Origin of the sequence: Corynebacterium sp. HMSC068H04, from assembly GCF_001811255.1 — a bacterium.
Taxonomy (GTDB): domain Bacteria; phylum Actinomycetota; class Actinomycetes; order Mycobacteriales; family Mycobacteriaceae; genus Corynebacterium; species Corynebacterium hesseae.
Map to the genome: position 1 here is coordinate 57,527 of NZ_KV803990.1, position 18,300 is coordinate 75,826.

Consider the following 18,300-nt stretch of genomic DNA (forward strand, 5'->3'; position numbering starts at 1 on the left):
TCGGCCGTGTGCTGAGCTTCCGTGGCAACGAGATACAAACTATCCCGTGCTATCACCCTGCGCAATGCGCAAAAATGCAGGTAAATACAGGAATTGTTCGAAAAACTATCGAACAGCCCAGCGTGTTGCGCGTGTGAAAGAAGTGAAAATTGTTACAGGGGTAAAGTGAAGGTTTAAAGAATGGGGGTAGGGGTTGGGGGTGTGAAAAGAGTTGTTCCCCGGCCGAAGGCTCGGTCGGGGAACGGTGGGCCACGAAGGCTAGGTCAACGAACGCGACTCGCTGCGATCCCGTGCGGTGAGCGGGGCTGTCTTATCGCTGCGATTGACCGCGGCCGCTATAGCGGCGGCTATGAGCGGCACAACAAGCACGGCGAGGAACTGCCACCAATCCGGGGTGAAGTAGTCCTGCGGGCGCAGGCCATGTGGGGGCTCAGAGAAGGTGAAGGCGGACCTATCAGTGAAGAGGAACGTGCCAAGGTGTCCCGCGATCACTCCGAAGAGCATGCTTGCGGTGGCCACTATCCAGGTTTGCCACGCGGCTACCTTGGACATCAGCGAGGGGTGCGCGCCAATCGACTGCAGCACGGTGCTTTCATGGCGCATGCTGTTAGCCGCATTGGCGATGATGAGCGCGAGCACGATGAGGCAGATAATTCCCATTCCTAGGCCGAGGTAGTAGCGGAAGCTCTCGGGGGAGGAGACACCGAACTCCAGTGAGTATCGCGACTGCGAAGCGCTCGCTGTTAGGTCTCGCAGCTCCTCTCGCTCTGCTTCGCTCGGCGCCTCATCCAACGCCAGGGCCTGGCCTACGTAGAAGGGCTTCATGTTCAGCTTTTGAGCGGCCTGCTGGCTAATCAGGACCACGTCACGATCCACGGTAGGCAAGGCCTCAACAACTGGCAGATCGGCGTTGTGGGCTCCGCTTGGCTCTTGACTGTCGACGCGGTTATACGTCTTTACGGTTACCGTGCCGTGTGTCTTGTCCCCGACGTGGCTGCTGTGGGGGAGCACGATGCCGCCGGCCTCCAATGTTTGTGCCGCCGCACGTCGATCCTCTTCCGAGTCGAACTGCCACAGCTCGAGCTGCGAGGAATCAGCTTGGATCATCCTGCTTTGATAGATCAACGGGCTATAAGGGAAGGTCGTCATCAATTCGTGCGCGCACTCTTGACGGGCCTCTTCGGACTCATCGGTGCGCCGCCCTTGGTTGTCCACGAAGACTGCCCTCTCAACTGGTTTGCTGAGATCGACCTGTTCGCACTGGTAGTCAAATTCGGTGCTGAGCTCATAGAATTCACCATCGTCAGGAAGGCTAAAAGACGTGGTCCACGAGGGGAAAGCATAGAAGGAGTGTGTGCGAGCACCGGTAGCCTGCTGGATGGCCTCTACCGCTGCGCGTTCTTCCGGCGTGGACACCTGCGTTGGTTGGTCAAACGTTGTCTCCTCAATCAGCGCTGTGGTCTCCGGCATCACAAGCGCTTCTTCGGCTACGCTCTTTGCGCTATCGGTCATGACGCCCACACCAAACAGGGAGGCTGTGAAGGAGACCGATACGAGAGCAATGGATGTCGGCAAGGCATGCATGCTGCGCCGGGTCAGGCCACGCCCGGCAAGGCGCAACGCGAGCGGGCCTCGGCGAGACAACAGGGAGCACAGGAAGACCAAGGCCGGGGCAGACGCGGCAACCGCGATGACTCCGAAGAGAGCCAGCACCGTGGGGATGTACTCTCCCCAGGGGGTGAAGCTGAATAACACGAGGAGAAGCAGGAATGCAGGGCCGATGGCCATCCACTTCCTAAAGCGCAGCAGGCGGTCGGGAGCGGCTCCCTGGATTGCAGCGGAGAGGGCACCACGTTGTGCCAACCATGCGGGAACGATGGAGACAATGACACAGCCTGCCACCGCCACGAGCCACGCGAGAGCAATCGCTAGGAAGGGCAGGCGTGCAGCAAAGTCCGGATAGCGGGCTGTCCACCACACCCACGAGACCGTGAGGCCAACGATCACACCGATGGTGGCGCCGATTAGTCCCATCAGCAGGCCATAGGCCATCACTGCGAACATGATGTGGCGTGGTAATGCACCCTGGCTCGACATCAGCGCGTACAGGCGCGTATTGCGTCCGGTAGCCAGCGTGAAGACGGGCGCGAGAAGGAAAAGGATGAGCAATCCGGCGATGGCGTAGAGGCCGAAGAAGAAAAGCACGAAAAGAATGCTGCTCAGGATTCCACCAAAGGAATCCGACTCAGAATCGGGTCGGTCCGTATCTCGCAGCTCCGGTGCCCAGATTTCCAGCCCAGCTTCATGGGCGCGGTCGGCGTCCTCTTTGGTCAGCGGCGTGTCACCCACGATGACCCAGGAGGTGCGTATCTGAAAGGACGGGTCGCTGAGAGCGTCATTGAGGGTGGGGGAGGTGACAAAGTCATAGTTTTCGGGAGCAATGGCCGCGACTGTGGCTTGGCGATCGCCGCTGAGGGCGTTGGTGCGCACGGTGATGACGTCTCCGACGGAGGCGTCGATCTTGCGTGCGGTCGAACGCGACAGAACTGCCTGGTTGGGGCCAAGGTTGAACTTATCGACGGCCTCCTGTGCCGGTTCCGGCGGATTCTCTGTGTCGAACTGATCTACCCAGGAGTTGGTTGACTTCCCATTATGGATAAGTGACGTGCTAGAAAAAGTGGTGACCGGGCTGACGCTGAGGCCTTTTGGCAGCACCTGGGCGGCCAGGCGGGGAACGTCTTCGTTGGCAATGTCCTGACGCTCGTTGCTCACCTGAAGGGACCGATCGGGCGAGCTCAAGGCTGCGGAGAGCCGTCCGGAGGAATTATCAAAGAGCGCAATTCCGATGACTAGGGCCACCGGCAAGGCAATGAGCATCACGGCGGCCAGAGTGCGCCATGGATGAAGCTTGAGATCACGCCTCGTCGGGCGGGTAGCGGCATTAATGCCGGACATATTAGCGCACCTCCTCGCCGGTGAGGCGCCCGTCGCGAACCATAACGACGCGGTCGGCCCAGCCCGCGAAACGCGGCTCGTGGGTGACCAGAATGCCGGAAGCACCGGCGTCGATACGCGCGCGTAGAACCTTCATGATCTCCTCGCCCGTCGAGGTATCCAAGGCACCGGTGGGCTCATCCGCGAGCAGAACTTTGCGCGGTCCAATGAGCGCGCGGGCAATCGCCACGCGCTGGGCCTGACCACCGGAGATTTCCTCGGGGAAGCGGTCAATGGTGCCGTCGAGGCCGACCTCGCTCAGCGCTTCCTCTGCTGCCTCACGGCACTGCGCAGGCGATAGGCCATCGAGTTCAAGGGGAAGGGAAACGTTTTCACCAACGGTCAGGGAAGAAACCAGGTTGAAGTGCTGAAACACGAGGCCCAAGTGGCGGCGTCGGGCAATTGCGGCCTTGGCTTTGGAGAGCTGGGAGGCATCGGCGCCGTCGAGAAGCACGCGTCCCGATGTCGGCGGTTGCAACAGTCCTGCGACGTTGAGCAGGGTGGACTTGCCGGAGCCGGAGGGGCCCATGACGGCTACCAACTCGCCCGGTTGCAGCTGCAGGTTGACGGAATCCAGAGCGGTGACCTGGCGAGCGCCGCTACCGAAGACACAGGTGATGTTTTCGAGTTCGAGCGGGAAAGGAATGTGCTGGGTGGTGGGCACGGAGTCGGGGGTCATCGCGGTTCCTCCTCGGCGGCGGTGGGGGTGGTCGGGTTGGTCAGAGATTCCACGCGGTCGAGCCAACGTGAGAGAGATTCCAAGTCGAAGATTTGGCGCTCCACGGCCAAGCGCTGGGCGCTGCGCTCCGCGGGCAATTCCGAGGCTCGGCGGTTGAGTTCGCGGAGCTGGCGAACGGTGGCGAAACGCTGGGCGTCAAGGACGGCGATAACGTCGACGTCGGAGCGCCGAGCGGCAAGGGACACTTTGAGCACGAGCTCATCGCGCTCGATGGCGTCACTGTGCAAGGTGGACTTCCACCATTGCGAGAGCTCTGCGCGCCCGTCAGGGGTGATGGCGTAGCTGGTGGCGCGGCGCCCGGTGGGGCCGGTGAGCTCGCCGTCGGTGGTTATGAGCCCATCGCGCTCTAGGCGGCTTAAGGTTTGGGCTACTTGGCCCATGTTGAGCGGCCAGAGGTTGTCGAAGGTCTCCGCAAAGCGGGTCTTGATGTGGCTGGCTGTGGAAGGTTGATCACTGAGCAGCGCAAGAACGGAGTGTTTGACGGACATGGTCACCTCCTGCGCGGAGGACAAGGGGAGGATTAGTTAGGTGCATACCCGGTAAGTTACCGGGTAACTATCGGCTTGGCAAGAGGTTCCGGAACGGAGAGTGGTGTTTACCCCCGCCCGGTGTCCCGCGAGGTGGCGCGCGACCCTACGCGCCTGACCATCGGTGAGTGGGGTGAAATACGCAAAAGACGGCATAGAGCAGATTCGCTCTATGCCGCCTACGTGGTGTTGGAAGGTTTGGTCGCGTGAGTTTTAAGCGACGTCGATGCCGCGCTCTGCGAGCCACGGAACCGGGTCCACGGCACCTTCACCGGTGGGGTGAATTTCGAAGTGCAGGTGGGAGCCGGTGGAGAAGCCGAGAGAACCCATGCCGGCGATCTTCTGGCCAGCGTGGACGCGCTCGCCAACAGCGACGTCAAGGGTCTGCATGTGGCCGTAAACGCTCATGGAGCCGTCATCGTGCTTGATGCGGATCCACTGGCCGTAGCCGGAAGCCGGGCCGGAATCGATGACGGTTCCATCCATAACGGAAAGGATCGGGGTGCCCACGGCATTAGCGATGTCGATGCCGGAGTGGAAGGAGCCCCAGCGGGGGCCGAAGCCCGAGGTGAAGGTACCTTCTGCCGGGCGGGCTACGGAAGGCGCGCGGTTTGCCTCATCGGCGGCGGCGCGGGCATCAGCGGCCTGAATGGCCTTGTCCAGCTGCGTGGACAGGTCAGCGACCGGCTTGGTTTCTGCGATGGAGAGGATCTGCGGTGCTGCGTCCTCAACGGCGGCCTGTGCGTCCTTGAGCGGATCGGTGTCTGCCTGCAAGGTGTAATCGATGGACTGCGCCTTGGTCTCGCCGGTGCCGGCGGATTGAATGGTGCCTGCTGCCGCACCGCCAACGCCTGCGGTAGACACGGCACCAGCCGCGATGGTCATAACCGCCAGACGCCCCTTCGCGGTCTGCGAGGTGGTGATTTTGCGGTGGCGACCTGCGCTTCGCTGAGTCTTGCTTCGCATGAACTCTTCTTCCGTCTTAATTCACTATCGTCCAACCAAAATAATCGTTACGTCTAAATCTGGTTGGTTATCCGATTGTGACCTTCCTGTTACCAACGAGATGTAACAGTAGCGTCTCGACGGGCACAGAGCAACCCGGATTGCAGTTTTTCTTCTGGATATACCGAAAGATTTCAACGTCATGATACGGCAGCTATTTACTGTGAACAAAGTAAACCTATGGTCAGAGTGGCGGGGTGGTCGGTGAAAGGGGCAGGGAAAGAACTCTCGCAGTGCTGTCGTTTCGGGGTGTGTCGGATCAATTGGATCGGATATCGACGTGCCACCCCCGGTGGGGGAGGCGCGCGTGGCAAAGTGGACGCCGATGAATAAGAACACGAGTCCCCAGTCCAGGACGTCAGCTCGCCCCCGCGCGCATGTGCGTGGTCGCGGTGATAGCGCCGAGCACTCTGAGCGCGGCTACAGGCGAGATCGCCGGGCTCCTGCTGAGCGCATCAAGGGAATTGAATCGGATAAGGCTCGCGCCCGTCGCGCGCAAGCCCCGACGACGCTGCGCGGGCGAATTCGCCGCATGCTTATCGTCGTCGGCGTCCCGCACCTCGTCGTGGTTCTGGGCATTTTCGTGGTCGCTATCGCCGCGCTCCTCCTCACCAGCTCTCCCTTTGCGTGGCTGAACACCATCGTGGGGGAGGCGTGGATGGTGTTTAATCTGGCTCCAATCCGGGCTGGCGGGATTGATATCGGTGTCCTACCTGTTCTTCCAGCCGCGTTCTTGGCCTGGCTGGTAGGCCGACGCGTTCGCGTGGCAGTCAAGGACAAGGTGAGTATTAATGACTTGCTTGTCCTGAGCTGCTGTGTGCTGGCGGTGCCAGTGGTTCTGACCATTATTGCGTGGTTGATGCTCTGGGATGCCGGAAAGGTTTACGACGTCTCTCCGCCGGAGTTGTATCGCGTTGTGCCCCGCATGCTCCTTCTGCATGCCGCTGCTCTCATTGGAGGTATGGGCCCGCGCTTGTGGAAGGCCTTGGCTAAGCGCAGTGGGGTCCCCCGCGTATTCGTCGACGCCGCTCAAATCGGCCTGAGCTACCTTGGCTACCTTGGTGCCGCAGGGCTGGTTCTCGTTGTGATTATGTGGGGGTGTGGCTGGTCGCGCCAGGCTGAGATGCTCGCTAGCTATCCGGTTCTCACAGCGATGGGGACCGTGGGGCTTTTCCTGCTAAGTATTCTGTATCTCCCGAATGCCGCTGTTGCTGCGGGGGCGGTGCTGAGCGGTTCGGAGCTGCACATTGGTGAAGGTACCAGCGTGAGTCTGTTCAGCGGCCACGTAGTTCCACTTCCGCCGCTGCCGTTGGCCGCAGCCGTTCCTCCTTCCATCAGCTCGTGGTTCGCGGTTCTCTTGGTTGTTCCAGTACTCGCTGCGGTGGCGGCGTTTTATCGTCGCCGAGCGCTGGTGTCTTTCCACGTAGCGCTTGTTGCAACCATCACTGTTGCCGTGTCCTCTCTCGTGGCGTACTACGCCGTGTCCGGCGCGCTAGGCGTGTACGGCTACACCGGGCCGGAGCTGTGGACAGCGGTGGGGCTGAGCTCCCTGTGGTGCCTCGTCGTGGGGTGTGCCTTTGCGACGTCTCAGGCGGTGTCCGCATCGCGTGCTCGCCGCGCTACCGCCCCGGCTGCTGAGGAAGAAGCCCCCGCGGCTGCCGAGGAGACGACGACAGACTCCACCGACACTGCTCAGCCGGAGCAGGATTCTGCAGTGCTTGGCGACGCCACCGCTGCCGAAGCGGAAGAAGCAGAGACTGACGCGGAGGAATCCAACCCCGACGAAGAAAGCGAAGCCGAGGCCGACGCTGAGGACGAAATAGAGGACGAGCAAGAGGGCCAGACTAAGAAGCAAGCTGAGGCACCAGCTGAGGAACAGGCCGAAAGCCAGACCGAAACCGCCGTAATCGACGCAGAAGTCGTGGACGCAGAAAGTGCCGAAACCGAGGCTGAACCCGATGAGACCGCTGAAGCCACGGGGAAGCGCGATACAGACGCAGCGGAACACCAAGAAGCTGAAGGCCCCACAAAAGAGTAAAAATTCCGCGGTTCACGGCGGTAGCGGCTAGGCTGTAGCGCGTGACTACACCGCATCAGCCCGCTGCTATTGCCCACCTCAACGTTGTTGTTCTGGTTTCCGGAACTGGCTCGCTATTGCAGGCCATCGTCGATGGCCAGGATGAGCATTACAGCGTCGTGAAAGTCATCGCGGACGTGCCTTGCCAGGGCATTGAGCGCGCGAGGGCGGCGGGAATTGCCACCGAAGTCGTAGAGATGGGCGCTGACCGCGCCGAATGGAACCAACGTCTGGTTGCCGCAGTGGATGCTGCGCAGCCAGACGTTGTTGTTTCTGCAGGCTTTATGAAGATCTTGGGCAAAGATTTCCTGGATCGCTTCGAAGGTCGCACCATCAATACCCATCCAGCGCTCTTGCCTGCCTTCAAAGGCGCGCATGGCGTACGCGATGCGCTGGCTTATGGTGCCAAGGTCACAGGCTCGACCGTCCATTTCGTTGATGCCGGCGTCGATACCGGCTCCATCATTGCCCAGGAACCCGTCCGGATTCTGGCAGAGGATGATGAGGCCAGCTTGCACGAGCGCATCAAAGTGGTCGAAAGAGAACTTATCGTTAGCGTTCTCCGCGCGGCGCGCGTGGAGGGCGAAGCACTCAGCATTCAGCTCTAATTAATTCATTACCGCAAGGAAGGCTTAAGTCCCCGTACCATGAGCGAAGATCGTAAGAACATCAAGCGCGCGCTGATTAGCGTTTATGACAAGACCGGTCTGGAAGACCTCGCCCGGTCCCTCGATAACGCTGGCGTGGAGATTGTTTCCACCGGTTCCACCGCGAAAAAGATCGCAGACTTGGGCATTGACGTCACGCCCGTCGAGAAGCTCACTGGCTTCCCGGAGTGCCTTGAGGGCCGTGTGAAGACGCTGCACCCGCGCGTGCATGCAGGCATCCTGGCGGATACCCGCAAAGAGGATCACCTCAACCAGCTCCAGGAGCTTGAGGTAGATCCTTTCCAGCTCGTCGTGGTGAACCTGTATCCCTTCCGTGAGACGGTGGCCTCCGGCGCAGACTTTGATGGCTGCGTGGAGCAGATCGATATCGGCGGCCCGTCCATGGTGCGCGCGGCCGCCAAGAACCACCCTTCCGTTGCTGTGGTTGTAGACCCTGCCCGCTATGGCGAGGTCGCAGACGCCGTGGCCAACGGTGGCTTCACGTTGGAACAGCGCCGCGGCCTAGCCCGCGATGCCTTCCTGCACACCGCTGATTACGACGCCGCGGTGTCTGCGTGGTTCGTCGATCAGTTCAGCGAGGGCAAGGAGACCACCCCGCTGCGCTATGGCGAGAACTCGCACCAGTCCGCGACCGTGACCCGCATCGGTGCCAAGGGACTGGCCAATGCGACGCAGTTCAACGGCAAGGAAATGAGCTACAACAACTACCAGGATGCTGACGCCGCGTGGCGCGCCGCCTGGGATCATGAGCGCCCGTGCGTGGCAATCATCAAGCATGCCAACCCGTGTGGCATCGCGGTGTCTGACGAGTCCATCGCGGCTGCTCACCGCGCGGCCCATGCCTGCGACCCGATGTCCGCATTCGGCGGCGTCATCGCTGTGAACCGCGAGGTCACCGTGGAGATGGCGGAGCAGGTCAAGGAGATCTTCACCGAGGTCATCGTGGCCCCGTCCTACGAGGAGGGCGCCATCGAGGTTCTTAAGGCCAAGAAGAACCTCCGTGTGCTGCAAGCTGAGTACGAGGCTCCGCAGGTGGAGCGCAAGTACATTTCCGGCGGTGTGCTCACCCAAGAGCCGGATACCTACCAGGCGGAGGGCGATAACCCGGCCAACTGGACGCTGGCTGCGGGCGAGGCCCTGAACGAATCCGACCTAGCGCAGCTCGAGTTTGCTTGGCGCGCCGTGCGTGCGGTGAAGTCCAACGCCATCCTGTTGGCTAAGAACAATGCCACCGTGGGCGTGGGCATGGGCCAGGTCAACCGCGTCGACTCCGCCAAGCTTGCGGTTGAGCGCGCCAACACGCTGGCCGACGGCACCAACCGCACCGAAGGTTCCTTCGCTGCATCGGACGCCTTCTTCCCGTTTGCGGATGGCCTCGAGGTCCTCCTCGACGCCGGTGTCAAGGCCGTGGTTCAGCCGGGTGGTTCCATTCGCGATGAAGAAGTCATCGAGACCGCTAAGAAGGCTGGCGTGACCATGTACCTCACCGGAACCCGCCACTTCTTCCACTAGAGCCTGAACCAGAGCGTTCCAGCAAACTTCAACTGCCCTAGCTGACGAATCTAGCCGCGTAATTCGACGCGGAAGCGCAAGATTTGGCGGCTAGGGCAGTTGTGATCTCAGCTTTTAAGCGCCCGTGATGGTCATAGGCGTGGTCGCAAGCGCGGCCGTCGAGGTTGGCTCGGAGCTTGTACCAGTCTGCTCCGTATCGGATGATTCGCGGCCCCAGATAAACCACGCGCCGACGCCAAGGACGACAGCCAGGATGAGGAGCAAAGCAATCAGCGCCGCGATGGCGCCGCTGAAGCGCCCTGTGCCTTTCGGCGGGGTAGGAGCGGCATAAGAGTTGGGCTGGGGTGGATTTGGGGGTGTTGGCGCGCCACCACTGAACGGCTGCGGGGCGGGGCTAGCGGGGTGCCCACCGAACGGGGGAGTGCTTCCGAATCCGCCGCTCGGACCATTCGTGCCGCCGGGATGGCCCGGGCGGCCAAACCCGGGAGCAGGTGAACCGAAGCCGGAGGAACCGGAGTTGCGTGGAGGGGTGCCCGAAGGACCAGTAGGAAATGACATGGCGGGAGATCAGCAACCTTTCCGTGCACAGGAAGTTAGAGCATCGAGATACCTCTAACAATCTAAACCCTCGAGCACCGTCCGTGGGGACTTCAATGGAAGCTCGTGGGAATACTCCCCAGTGGGGCAGGAAGTGCTGGCAGCACAGCAGAGTACACACTGTGCAAAGCGCGAGTAAAAACGTAAACGCTGCGCAGAGAATTGTGACTGTGCAAAAATAGGACAGATAGAAAACGCCTATTGGCATTTGCAAACGTCACGATCTACGGAGGCTTCGGTGACTGATTCAGATCGCAATCATGGATTCGGCGCGCATCCCCAGCAGGGAAACGGCAGCCAGCCGCAGCCTTCTCATCAAGAAACCCACCCGGAAACCGCGGATTTTGAAGCCCCGCCAACACAACAGCGCCCGGTACAGCCCCAGCAATACCCCCAAAACATGGGCAATAATCCGAGCTACTCGCCATCGGGTGAGCGCAACTACTCAAATCCTTTTGCACCCTCCGGATCCCAGGGCCAGTATCCTCAGCAGCAGCAATTCCCCACGCAACAGTTCCAGCCCCAGGCGGCGCCGCAGGACGGATTTGGCCAGTACGATCAGCAGCCGGCTGCCTATGCGAATTCCTATGCACAGGACGATGCCGGAAACCATGGTTCCTCTAATTCCGGAAAGCTTGTGCTCATCGGCGTGTTGATCCTGGCAGTAATCCTCGTTATTGCCGCGTTGGCCTACCTCATTTTCTTTAAACACGCTGACTCAGGATCCCAGGCTGAATCGCCCCAGACCTCTGCCCAACTCACCGAGCAGAATGAGGGGCCACAAGATAGAACTTCAGCTGCGGAAGAGCCTGAAAAGACTTCAGAGCAGGCTACGACGACCTCCAAGGCGCAGAAGCGCCCCGAGCACCCTGACCTGCCCGCGGGCGCGATCCCGGCGAACGACGCCGCGCGTAACAACGAGCCCGGCGGCAACTTCAACAGTGTCTATCGCGGCACTGAGGTGACGACGGAGCCGTTCGCCAACTCCGTGCGCGATGAATACGTCAAACACTACGTGGACACCCACGAGTTCGACGCCACGATTAGGGCTTTTAGTCCGTGGACCAAGCAGTTCTACACCATGGATTGTTCCGATAACGGCGAGTACGTGACCTGCGCTGGCGGCAATAACGCGGTTGTATACATCCTCTAATGCGTAGGCGATCAACGATGAAACTCAGAACACGCCCAGACCGCACGCATGAACGCCCGCGGCGCCGGCCTGCGGCACTGGCAGCGTTGGTGGGGATCGCGGTGGCGTCGCTTAGCGCCTGCACCATCGGGGACGTCTCTCAGCCGGAACCAAGTGCTCCAGCAAGCAGCCCGCAGCCTTCCCTTCCTGATTCTGGTTCCGGCTCGTCCGCAAGTCCTGCCCCTGATTCCATCCTCGACAAGGAACCATCCGTGATTAAGGCCACCGACCTTCAGGAAGCCGTCGACGCCATCGCCGCCGACAACCCGGGAACCGGAATCGCGGTGGCTGGGTCACAGACCGTCGCGGCTGCCGGCATCACCGACCCGCGGCCCGCATGGTCCACGGCGAAAGTCCCCCTGGCCATCGCCGCCGAACGCGCCGGGGTAGCGGATCCGGACGCTGTGTCTCGGGCAATTACTTTTTCCGATAACGCTGCGGCCGATTCTCTCTGGGAAGCCCTCGGCGGGGGAGCACAGGCGGCACAAGCTACCCAGAAAATCATCGGAACAGCCACCGTTCCCGCCACGCCACCGCGCCCAGGGTTTAGCGCCTTCGGCCAAACGCAGTGGCCGGTGTCGGAGCAAGCGACATTCGTCGCCGCACTGGGATGCCAGGAAGGCGCAGATCCCATCCTCGCGGCCATGGGTGATGATGATCCGGCACAACAGTATGGCCTTCGCACCCTCGACGGGGCAGTGGTGAAGGGCGGCTGGGGGCCTGCCGAGGACGGTTCCTATGAGGCCCGTCAGATGGGGCTTATCACGCTGGGTGGGCACACGGTGGCGGTGGCAATTTTTGCCGCAGCACCATCCGGTGATTACGGCGAAGCCCAGCAGATGCTCACCCGACTAGTCAGGCAACTAGAAACCGCACAGGTGGAGTGGCCGGACGCGGGATGCCAGCAGGGAGCTGTCTAAAAGCCCTAGTGCGGTTCCTAGTGAGGCCAGTAGTCCTCGAATTTTCCGGCCTCCCCGTCGATGTCATAGTCCGTACCCCGGATGTTGAGCACGGAGCCGGTGTCATCCCCGCTGGTGGGATCGAGGATTGTGGCGCTAAAGGAGGTTCCCTCACCGCGCGCCGGACCAAAGGCAGCACCGCTGGACCAGACTCCGCGGTAGAAAAGGGAGTCCTGCTTTTCGCAGACCACAATGTGCGAATCGGGATCCGAGCCATGGGCAGCGAAAATCATGTTCTCGCCGTGCTGGCAGCGTGCCTCCGGGTAGTCGGACCATCCGGCCGCGGTGAGTCCTTCGGGGACATCGGCAGCATCAGGATTTAGAGAAGTCTTTGGTGCCTGCTCATCAGCGGCTTCCTCGTCGTCAGCAGTTTCCTCGTCGTCAGCTGTTCCTTCTTCTGCGGCCGTTTCCTCCGGCGCAGCCCCGCCTACGCGGGTGGGTTCCTGCTCCGTTGCGCTGCCGGCTTCGGGGCTTGCCTGGCTGGTGGAACGGACATCATTCCAAATCACGATTCCGGCAATCAGCAGTGCGATAAGGATTGCAATGGCGCAGATGATCGGAACGAGGTTGCGCTGCTCTGACTGGGGCCGTTGAGTCTGGCCCGACGCCGGCGTAGGGGGCTTATGTGCGTAATGGTTAGTGCCAAATCCTGGGGTGCTCATAGGGTCCTTGGAAAACAGTAGAGAACTACAGGTAGCATATCTGGCTCCGCACAACCAGACGGAACTGCGGGGTAGCACCCTCCATTTGGGGGCGATGGGACATGGCAACCTCAAGCCTTGCTATGCATATGGTGCAATGGGGCGGTGACTAATTCCTACTTCGTGCAATGGCTTACCCAGCAAAAGCGGTATACCACCGTGTACCTGCTGGGCGAGGGCGGCATGGGGCAGGTTTTTCATGCAACCGATCCGGACCTGTCCCGTGAGCTCGCGGTTAAAGTGCTGCTGGATGATGTCCGGGATGAGGCCTCTCGAGCCCGTTTCCACAACGAAATGAAGGCTCTCACCAGGATCGGTAGCCACCCGGGGGTGGTTCAGTTCTATTCCAAGGAATCGACGCCGCGCGGGGATGACGTGATGGTCATGGCGTTCATCGACGGTGGAACCTTAGCGCAGGCGATCCGGGAACGGGCCAACAAGGGGAGGGGATCTACGGTCACCGAGGTGGTGTACTACCTCAAACCGATTGCCGCGGCGCTGGACTATATGCACCACGAGCTGCACCCCGGGTGGGTGCATCGGGACATCAAGCCCGCCAATATCTTGCTGCGCAAAAACCCGGGCAGCCTGCCGCCGGCTGTGCTGAGTGACTTCGGAATCAGTATCGAGGAAGGCCAGTCGCGCCTGACTAAGGTCGGTCACATCGTGGGTACCGAAAAGTATTTGGCCCCAGAGAATAACGGCCATGCTTATGGTGATGATGACATGTCGGCGCGCGCGGACGATTACTCGCTGGCGCTTATCGCCTTCGAGATGCTCACGCTTCACCACCTCAAGGACACGATGCCGCGCAGCGAGTGGGAAGGACAGCGCCGTATCCCGGATCTGTCCAGCGATGCCTTCGCCGCATTCCTTGCAGAAGACACTGCCCGCGTTGCCTCGGAGGTACAGACCGTGCTGAACAAGGCGCTCAACAGCGTGCCCATGCAGCGCTATGCGCGGGCCCAGGACTTCATCGCCGCGCTTGACGACGTCTCCCGTTCCCGCCCCTCCCAGCCCGCTTCCGGCCCTACTTCCTCTGCCCCGCGTAGCGCCCCAGCCCTGCGCGGCGCCCCAGCCCCGCAGCCTTCGTCGCAACCAGAGCAGCCGCGGAATACACGAAGCACTGCGCGGCCGAGACAGTTTGGCCAACAGGGGCAATCACCCCAGCGTTGGCCGGAGCCCTCCGCCTCCTTTGGGTCCATGGATCGGGCAAGGCCAACTGGCTTCGTCGCTCCCTCTAACCCGATCGCGTCTTCGGGAACCGTGTCACCCTCCACACCAGTTACCCCGGCGATGCCAGGGTCTACGGTGCAGCGACGGTCTACTCCTCAACGGGCAACCCGCAAGCCGGCCGCGAAGGATAATTCGAATGCCCTCATCATCACGGTCACCGTCGTGGTCATCATCCTTATTTTCATAGTGACGTGGGCTATCGTGGCCTAGCGCCAGCTGAACTGGGCTGTGGCTTAGCACGCCGAGACATAGTGAGAGCCGCTACACTGAAGGGCACTGTTTGAAGGCGCCTCGCCGACATACCCGGCGAAGAGCGCGAGTTGTCCAGCCCTACGGAGGTGTCCATGAGCCAGCAACAACCACGCCCGCCGCAGAACGCACCGCGGGGGCCCAGGCTGCGCATCGATGACCTGATCGGCGGCGTGAAGGTTATTTCCCCGGGTGAGGAAGTCATCGTCGGCCGCGCCGGTGACTTCCGGGTGGGTGAGGAGGACCTCAGCCTGCACCGCCAACTCTTCCAGCTGTGGTATGGCGGCCAGGGATGGATGATCTGCAACGTGGGTAGCCATATCCCTCTGCGCATCGAGCTGCGCGGGGTCAAAGGATTTTCGCGCATTGACCTCGGCCCCCGCTCGGTCGCGGCGGTACCCCCAGGGCCATCGAGGGTTACCTTTGAGACGCCAGAATGCCCCTACGAGCTGTATATCGACGTAGAAAACAGCAACTATTCGCGCCGTACCAAGCGCGAGCAGGACGTTGATGAAGAGCGCACACGCACCCGTCACGTGCCCAATGATGAGCAAGAAGAGCTGCTGCGCCAGCTAGCCAGCTACCTCAAGAAGCCGGGCTCTACCGACGCCGATATCCCCTCGGTGCGCGACATTGCTGAGGCGCTGGGGTGGACCGAAAAGAAGACGAACCACAAGATGGATCGCCTCGTCGATAACCTCCGCGCTGACGGCGAAAAGGCCTACAAGCCTTATAAGACCTTCTTGGCGCACTACGCCATTCGACACGGCCGCTAGCGGGCCGACCTCTTGCGGTCTGCTGCGGCTGCGGCGGCGGAAGAAATAGAGTCGTTGCGGTTCTTGAGCAGCTCCAGGGTGGTCGCCTCGGCGTCGTCGGGAGGGGTGGCGCCGAGGACTGCTAGGGCGGCGTCGGCAAGCATGGCGGACTGCTCCGGCACGCGCTGCGAGGCATCAAACGGTGCGTTGCCATCATTGGGACGCATTTCAATGACGGAGAGCGCGATGTGGAAGGGGAGCTCGATGCGCGGATCGTCCGCGCCCACAATTCCTGCGGCGGCAGTACGGAAGTGATCCTTGAGGCGGTCGCGCTGCTCGTGATATTCACCGAACTCGGGGGAATTAGCCACCGGCAGCTGATAAAGGCGGCCGACGTTCCACGCCGAGGTCAAAAGCAGGCGAGATTCGGCTGCTACCAGTGACCACAGGCGCTGCGCCGGCGCGGCATCGGAGGCCGCAAGCTCATCCGCGAGCTCCAGCGAGGGCTCGATGGTGGAATTCAGCAGGGTGAGGAAGATATCGGTCTTCGAAGGAAAGTGATAGTACAGCGAAGCCTGACGGATGCCGACGGCATCAGCAATTTGGTGCGTGGAAGTTGTAGCAAAACCCTGGGTGGTAAAAAGCTCGGATGAGGCATCCAGGATTTCTTCGCGCGCGGTGTTACCCCGGCGGCGTGGGCTATTCTTCCGTGGCCTGCCAACGCTACCTGCCATGAGGCGGACTCCCTTCGATAATGTTCAAGTAATAACTGACGGCAAATCAGTAATCGTACACTCCGCCGCAAACGGCGATTGCTAAAGCTCAGCTTTCACTACTGCCAACCACATTACCGTGCCGAATCATGAGGGATTCAAAGGCAGCGGAGACTGTGCGGCACGCCGATCCATAGGCGGTGCGGTCCAGTGGAGGCAGATCCCCGAGCACGACACTGTGCTGGACGACGCCTTCGTACCACCGCCCCAACTCCAGCGCGATGCCCGTGCCCCAAGCGAGACTCAGGCCCTCCGCCTCCGCGGTGGTGAGCAGCTCACGCTCCACGCCGATGGCAAGACGGTCTTGGGTGGGGCGGGGCGCTGGTGCTGCCCAACGCGCGATGGCAGAAATGGGCGCCAGCAAAGAAAAACGAATTGACACATCGGCTAAACGATCGGGAAGCCCATCCACGAGCTTGAGCGGTGCTGGGCGCTGTGACACGGCCTCGGCGTAGAGCTCCTCCTCGCCGCCAGACCCCAGTGGGAGGCCAGCATCGGCACGGGTTGATGCACAATCCTGTACCGCGCCGCAGGTCAAACCGGCCTCGGTGATGACCTTCTCTAGCTGCTCGTCAGTGCCTAACCACGTGATGGGTAGTGAGGGGAGGAGGTCGCCGCGGGCAGCGGCGCCGGTGAGGCGAACCGGGCTGGCGAGACCTGGAGAACGGACGATGTCCGTGACCACGCGAGAAAACCACGCAGCGAGTTCCACACCGTCTCCCCGGTGGGCGGTAGCGTTGCGCACCAAATCCTGCGCTTCTTCCAACAAGCCGCGTGCATGGGCGGGGGACTGGCAGTGGGTAGCGAGTTCGCTGAGGTCTGTGAGTGATGAGTGCAGTGGCATAAAGGCTTAAGTTCCCTTTCCATCAGGGGCGTTCTAACCCTTCAATGTAGCACTCGGGGGTGCCAGTTCTGAGTAAGACAGGTGCGGTGCACGATCCCCAAGAGAGGACAGGCGGAAAACGAAAGCCGCCGCCTACCGTGCCCCTTAAACGGGGAGGTAGGCGGCGGCTTAAAAGCTCTTTTGTCCTGTCCTAGTGAGTCACGAGTACAGCGGCAAAAGTGCGCTGTTGAAACCAGCTAGTGTTTAGCGGGACGTGAACGGCAGGAGAGCCATTTCGCGAGCGTTCTTGACGGCAGTAGCAACCTGGCGCTGCTGCTGCGGGGTCAGACCGGTGACGCGACGGGAGCGGATCTTGCCACGATCGGAGATGAACAGACGCAGGGTCTTGATCTCCTTGTAGTCAACCTTCTCAATGCCCTCGGCCTTGAGCGGGTTCTTCTTCGGGCGACGGGTCTGCTCCATACGGAACTTCTTGTGATTATTACGCTTGACAGCCATTGTATGGGTACCCCTTTACCAGCTGGACTTGCGAACGCCCGGCAGCTCACCACGGTGAGCCATGCCGCGCATACGGACACGGGACAGACCGAACTTGCGGAGGTAACCGCGCGGACGTCCATCGGCGGAGTCGCGGTTACGGACGCGGACGCGAGCGGCGTCGCGCGGCTGACGGTTCAGCTCGAACTGCGCCTCGAGGCGCTCTTCGTCCGGGGTGTTCGGGTTCTTGATGATTGCCTTGAGTTCAGCGCGACGCTCCGCGTAGCGGGCGACGATTTCCTTGCGCTGCTCGTTCTTGGCGATCTTTGACTTCTTAGCCATAAATTATCGCTCCTCGCGGAATTCGACGTGCTTGCGGACGATCGGATCGAACTTCTTCAAGGTGATGCGATCCGGGTTGTTGCGCTTGTTCTTACGGGTCACGTAGGTGTAACCGGTGCCCGCAGTGGACTTCAGTTTGATGATTGGACGGATGTCATTACGTGCCATCTTTAGATCTTCTCCCCACGTGCGCGAATCTTGGCCACGACGGACTCGATCCCGTCACGGTCGATGATCTTCATGCCCTTGGTGGAAACATTCAGGGTGATGGTACGGCCCTCAGAGGGCAGGTAGTACCGACGACGCTGCACGTTGGGGTTCCAACGGCGCGAGGTGCGGCGGTGCGAGTGCGAGACCTGCTTGCCGAATTCCGGCTTGCGGCCCGTTACCTGGCAAATAGCCGACATGGGTCTTCTTTCTCCTAGCCGCCCACATCGAAAGCGACTAACGGAGTGCCTATATCCGCGGTGAGGCGCGGCGCTCTAAAAAGTGAGGTTGAGCAGGAGGCTTAATCCGTTGAACACCAGTTGATGGGGCGTAAAACGATTACTTTGACAACAGCAAGGGGAAATCTTACATGCCGCGGCCTGTAGAACCTAATCACCGCTGTCGTGCAACCCGGCTTTGATACCTATTATCCAAGCGCCATTTCC

Annotated in this window: 19 protein-coding genes; 7 read left to right on the forward strand and 12 right to left on the reverse strand. The window is 61.0% G+C overall.

Going from position 1 to position 18,300, the window contains the following annotated elements; all coding sequences use genetic code 11:
* Positions 1-258: 258 nt before the first annotated feature.
* The 4 genes from HMPREF2792_RS05610 to HMPREF2792_RS05625 form a co-directional block, all read right to left on the reverse strand.
* Positions 259-2,955 (reverse strand): FtsX-like permease family protein, encoded by a 2,697-nt coding sequence (locus HMPREF2792_RS05610; RefSeq protein ID WP_070531633.1) that lies wholly within the window; start codon positions 2,953-2,955, stop codon positions 259-261.
* Position 2,956: 1 nt separating this feature from the next.
* Positions 2,957-3,673 (reverse strand): ABC transporter ATP-binding protein, encoded by a 717-nt coding sequence (locus HMPREF2792_RS05615; RefSeq protein ID WP_070531636.1) that lies wholly within the window; start codon positions 3,671-3,673, stop codon positions 2,957-2,959.
* Positions 3,670-4,221 carry a PadR family transcriptional regulator gene (locus HMPREF2792_RS12980; RefSeq protein ID WP_158011580.1) on the reverse strand — a complete coding sequence of 184 codons (552 nt, stop codon included), beginning with the start codon at positions 4,219-4,221 and terminating at the stop codon, positions 3,670-3,672. The genes HMPREF2792_RS05615 and HMPREF2792_RS12980 overlap by 4 nt, the downstream gene beginning before the upstream one ends.
* A gap of 252 nt (positions 4,222-4,473) precedes the next feature.
* Entirely contained in the window at positions 4,474-5,226 is a 753-nt protein-coding gene (locus HMPREF2792_RS05625; RefSeq protein ID WP_070520676.1) for a M23 family metallopeptidase, read from the reverse strand.
* 346 nt (positions 5,227-5,572) lie between these two features.
* On the opposite strand from HMPREF2792_RS05625, the gene HMPREF2792_RS05630 reads away from it, so the two are divergent.
* From HMPREF2792_RS05630 to purH, 3 genes are read left to right on the forward strand one after another with little or no spacing between them, the layout of a single operon-like run.
* Entirely contained in the window at positions 5,573-7,303 is a 1,731-nt protein-coding gene (locus HMPREF2792_RS05630) for a cell division protein PerM (RefSeq protein ID WP_083306396.1), read from the forward strand.
* 41 nt (positions 7,304-7,344) lie between these two features.
* Positions 7,345-7,950: a phosphoribosylglycinamide formyltransferase gene (purN, locus tag HMPREF2792_RS05635; RefSeq protein WP_070531639.1), complete on the forward strand. Its 606-nt coding sequence runs from the start codon at positions 7,345-7,347 to the stop codon at positions 7,948-7,950.
* A gap of 39 nt (positions 7,951-7,989) precedes the next feature.
* Positions 7,990-9,522, forward strand: coding sequence for a bifunctional phosphoribosylaminoimidazolecarboxamide formyltransferase/IMP cyclohydrolase (gene purH / locus HMPREF2792_RS05640; protein ID WP_070531641.1), 1,533 nt, complete (start codon positions 7,990-7,992; stop codon positions 9,520-9,522).
* Between the two features lie 114 nt (positions 9,523-9,636).
* On the opposite strand, the gene HMPREF2792_RS12605 is transcribed toward purH, so the two are convergent.
* Positions 9,637-10,080: a hypothetical protein gene (locus HMPREF2792_RS12605; protein WP_232748468.1), complete on the reverse strand. Its 444-nt coding sequence runs from the start codon at positions 10,078-10,080 to the stop codon at positions 9,637-9,639.
* A gap of 277 nt (positions 10,081-10,357) precedes the next feature.
* Here HMPREF2792_RS12605 and HMPREF2792_RS05645 point away from each other — a divergent pair, with 277 nt between their 5' ends.
* Both HMPREF2792_RS05645 and HMPREF2792_RS05650 read left to right on the forward strand, forming a co-directional pair.
* Positions 10,358-11,272 carry a hypothetical protein gene (locus HMPREF2792_RS05645; RefSeq protein WP_070531644.1) on the forward strand — a complete coding sequence of 305 codons (915 nt, stop codon included), beginning with the start codon at positions 10,358-10,360 and terminating at the stop codon, positions 11,270-11,272.
* Between the two features lie 17 nt (positions 11,273-11,289).
* Positions 11,290-12,231 carry a serine hydrolase gene (locus HMPREF2792_RS05650; protein ID WP_232748470.1) on the forward strand — a complete coding sequence of 314 codons (942 nt, stop codon included), beginning with the start codon at positions 11,290-11,292 and terminating at the stop codon, positions 12,229-12,231.
* Between the two features lie 17 nt (positions 12,232-12,248).
* On the opposite strand, the gene HMPREF2792_RS05655 is transcribed toward HMPREF2792_RS05650, so the two are convergent.
* Positions 12,249-12,932, reverse strand: a complete 684-nt coding sequence (locus HMPREF2792_RS05655) for a hypothetical protein (RefSeq protein WP_070531647.1) — start codon at positions 12,930-12,932, stop codon at positions 12,249-12,251.
* A gap of 144 nt (positions 12,933-13,076) precedes the next feature.
* On the opposite strand from HMPREF2792_RS05655, the gene HMPREF2792_RS05660 reads away from it, so the two are divergent.
* Positions 13,077-14,417: a serine/threonine protein kinase gene (locus HMPREF2792_RS05660; RefSeq protein WP_070531650.1), complete on the forward strand. Its 1,341-nt coding sequence runs from the start codon at positions 13,077-13,079 to the stop codon at positions 14,415-14,417.
* 134 nt (positions 14,418-14,551) lie between these two features.
* Positions 14,552-15,232: a DNA-binding response regulator gene (locus tag HMPREF2792_RS05665; RefSeq protein ID WP_118781208.1), complete on the forward strand. Its 681-nt coding sequence runs from the start codon at positions 14,552-14,554 to the stop codon at positions 15,230-15,232.
* Here HMPREF2792_RS05665 and HMPREF2792_RS05670 read toward each other — a convergent pair.
* From HMPREF2792_RS05670 to rpmB, 6 genes are all read right to left on the reverse strand, one after another.
* Positions 15,229-15,945 carry a TetR/AcrR family transcriptional regulator gene (locus HMPREF2792_RS05670; protein ID WP_070520700.1) on the reverse strand — a complete coding sequence of 239 codons (717 nt, stop codon included), beginning with the start codon at positions 15,943-15,945 and terminating at the stop codon, positions 15,229-15,231. The genes HMPREF2792_RS05665 and HMPREF2792_RS05670 overlap by 4 nt on opposite strands.
* An 88-nt stretch (positions 15,946-16,033) precedes the next feature.
* Entirely contained in the window at positions 16,034-16,828 is a 795-nt protein-coding gene (locus HMPREF2792_RS05675) for a hypothetical protein (RefSeq protein ID WP_070531656.1), read from the reverse strand.
* A 243-nt stretch (positions 16,829-17,071) separates the two neighbouring features.
* Complete coding sequence (rpsR, locus tag HMPREF2792_RS05680; RefSeq protein WP_010187626.1) at positions 17,072-17,326, reverse strand: 30S ribosomal protein S18; 255 nt, start codon at positions 17,324-17,326, stop codon at positions 17,072-17,074.
* A gap of 15 nt (positions 17,327-17,341) precedes the next feature.
* The gene (rpsN, locus tag HMPREF2792_RS05685; protein WP_010187625.1) at positions 17,342-17,647 is read right to left on the reverse strand and encodes a 30S ribosomal protein S14; all 306 of its coding nucleotides are present in this window, start codon (positions 17,645-17,647) and stop codon (positions 17,342-17,344) included.
* Positions 17,648-17,650: 3 nt separating this feature from the next.
* Positions 17,651-17,815 (reverse strand): 50S ribosomal protein L33, encoded by a 165-nt coding sequence (gene rpmG, locus HMPREF2792_RS05690; protein ID WP_010187624.1) that lies wholly within the window; start codon positions 17,813-17,815, stop codon positions 17,651-17,653.
* Between the two features lie 2 nt (positions 17,816-17,817).
* The gene (rpmB, locus tag HMPREF2792_RS05695) at positions 17,818-18,054 is read right to left on the reverse strand and encodes a 50S ribosomal protein L28 (RefSeq protein ID WP_005279911.1); all 237 of its coding nucleotides are present in this window, start codon (positions 18,052-18,054) and stop codon (positions 17,818-17,820) included.
* Positions 18,055-18,300 lie beyond the last annotated feature (246 nt).

Excerpts from the sequence above, each read along its gene's own strand:
- HMPREF2792_RS05610 (WP_070531633.1), bottom strand. The coding sequence starts at position 2,955 with ATGTCCGGCATTAATGCCGCTACCCGCCCGACGAGGCGTGATCTCAAG.
- HMPREF2792_RS05615 (WP_070531636.1), bottom strand. The coding sequence starts at position 3,673 with ATGACCCCCGACTCCGTGCCCACCACCCAGCACATTCCTTTCCCGCTC.
- HMPREF2792_RS12980 (WP_158011580.1), bottom strand. The coding sequence starts at position 4,221 with ATGTCCGTCAAACACTCCGTTCTTGCGCTGCTCAGTGATCAACCTTCC.
- HMPREF2792_RS05625 (WP_070520676.1), bottom strand. The coding sequence starts at position 5,226 with ATGCGAAGCAAGACTCAGCGAAGCGCAGGTCGCCACCGCAAAATCACC.
- purH (WP_070531641.1), top strand. The coding sequence starts at position 7,990 with ATGAGCGAAGATCGTAAGAACATCAAGCGCGCGCTGATTAGCGTTTAT.
- HMPREF2792_RS12605 (WP_232748468.1), bottom strand. The coding sequence starts at position 10,080 with ATGTCATTTCCTACTGGTCCTTCGGGCACCCCTCCACGCAACTCCGGT.
- HMPREF2792_RS05650 (WP_232748470.1), top strand. The coding sequence starts at position 11,290 with ATGAAACTCAGAACACGCCCAGACCGCACGCATGAACGCCCGCGGCGC.
- HMPREF2792_RS05655 (WP_070531647.1), bottom strand. The coding sequence starts at position 12,932 with ATGAGCACCCCAGGATTTGGCACTAACCATTACGCACATAAGCCCCCT.
- HMPREF2792_RS05665 (WP_118781208.1), top strand. The coding sequence starts at position 14,552 with ATGAGCCAGCAACAACCACGCCCGCCGCAGAACGCACCGCGGGGGCCC.
- HMPREF2792_RS05670 (WP_070520700.1), bottom strand. The coding sequence starts at position 15,945 with ATGGCAGGTAGCGTTGGCAGGCCACGGAAGAATAGCCCACGCCGCCGG.
- HMPREF2792_RS05675 (WP_070531656.1), bottom strand. The coding sequence starts at position 16,828 with ATGCCACTGCACTCATCACTCACAGACCTCAGCGAACTCGCTACCCAC.
- rpsR (WP_010187626.1), bottom strand. The coding sequence starts at position 17,326 with ATGGCTGTCAAGCGTAATAATCACAAGAAGTTCCGTATGGAGCAGACC.
- rpsN (WP_010187625.1), bottom strand. The coding sequence starts at position 17,647 with ATGGCTAAGAAGTCAAAGATCGCCAAGAACGAGCAGCGCAAGGAAATC.
- rpmG (WP_010187624.1), bottom strand. The coding sequence starts at position 17,815 with ATGGCACGTAATGACATCCGTCCAATCATCAAACTGAAGTCCACTGCG.
- rpmB (WP_005279911.1), bottom strand. The coding sequence starts at position 18,054 with ATGTCGGCTATTTGCCAGGTAACGGGCCGCAAGCCGGAATTCGGCAAG.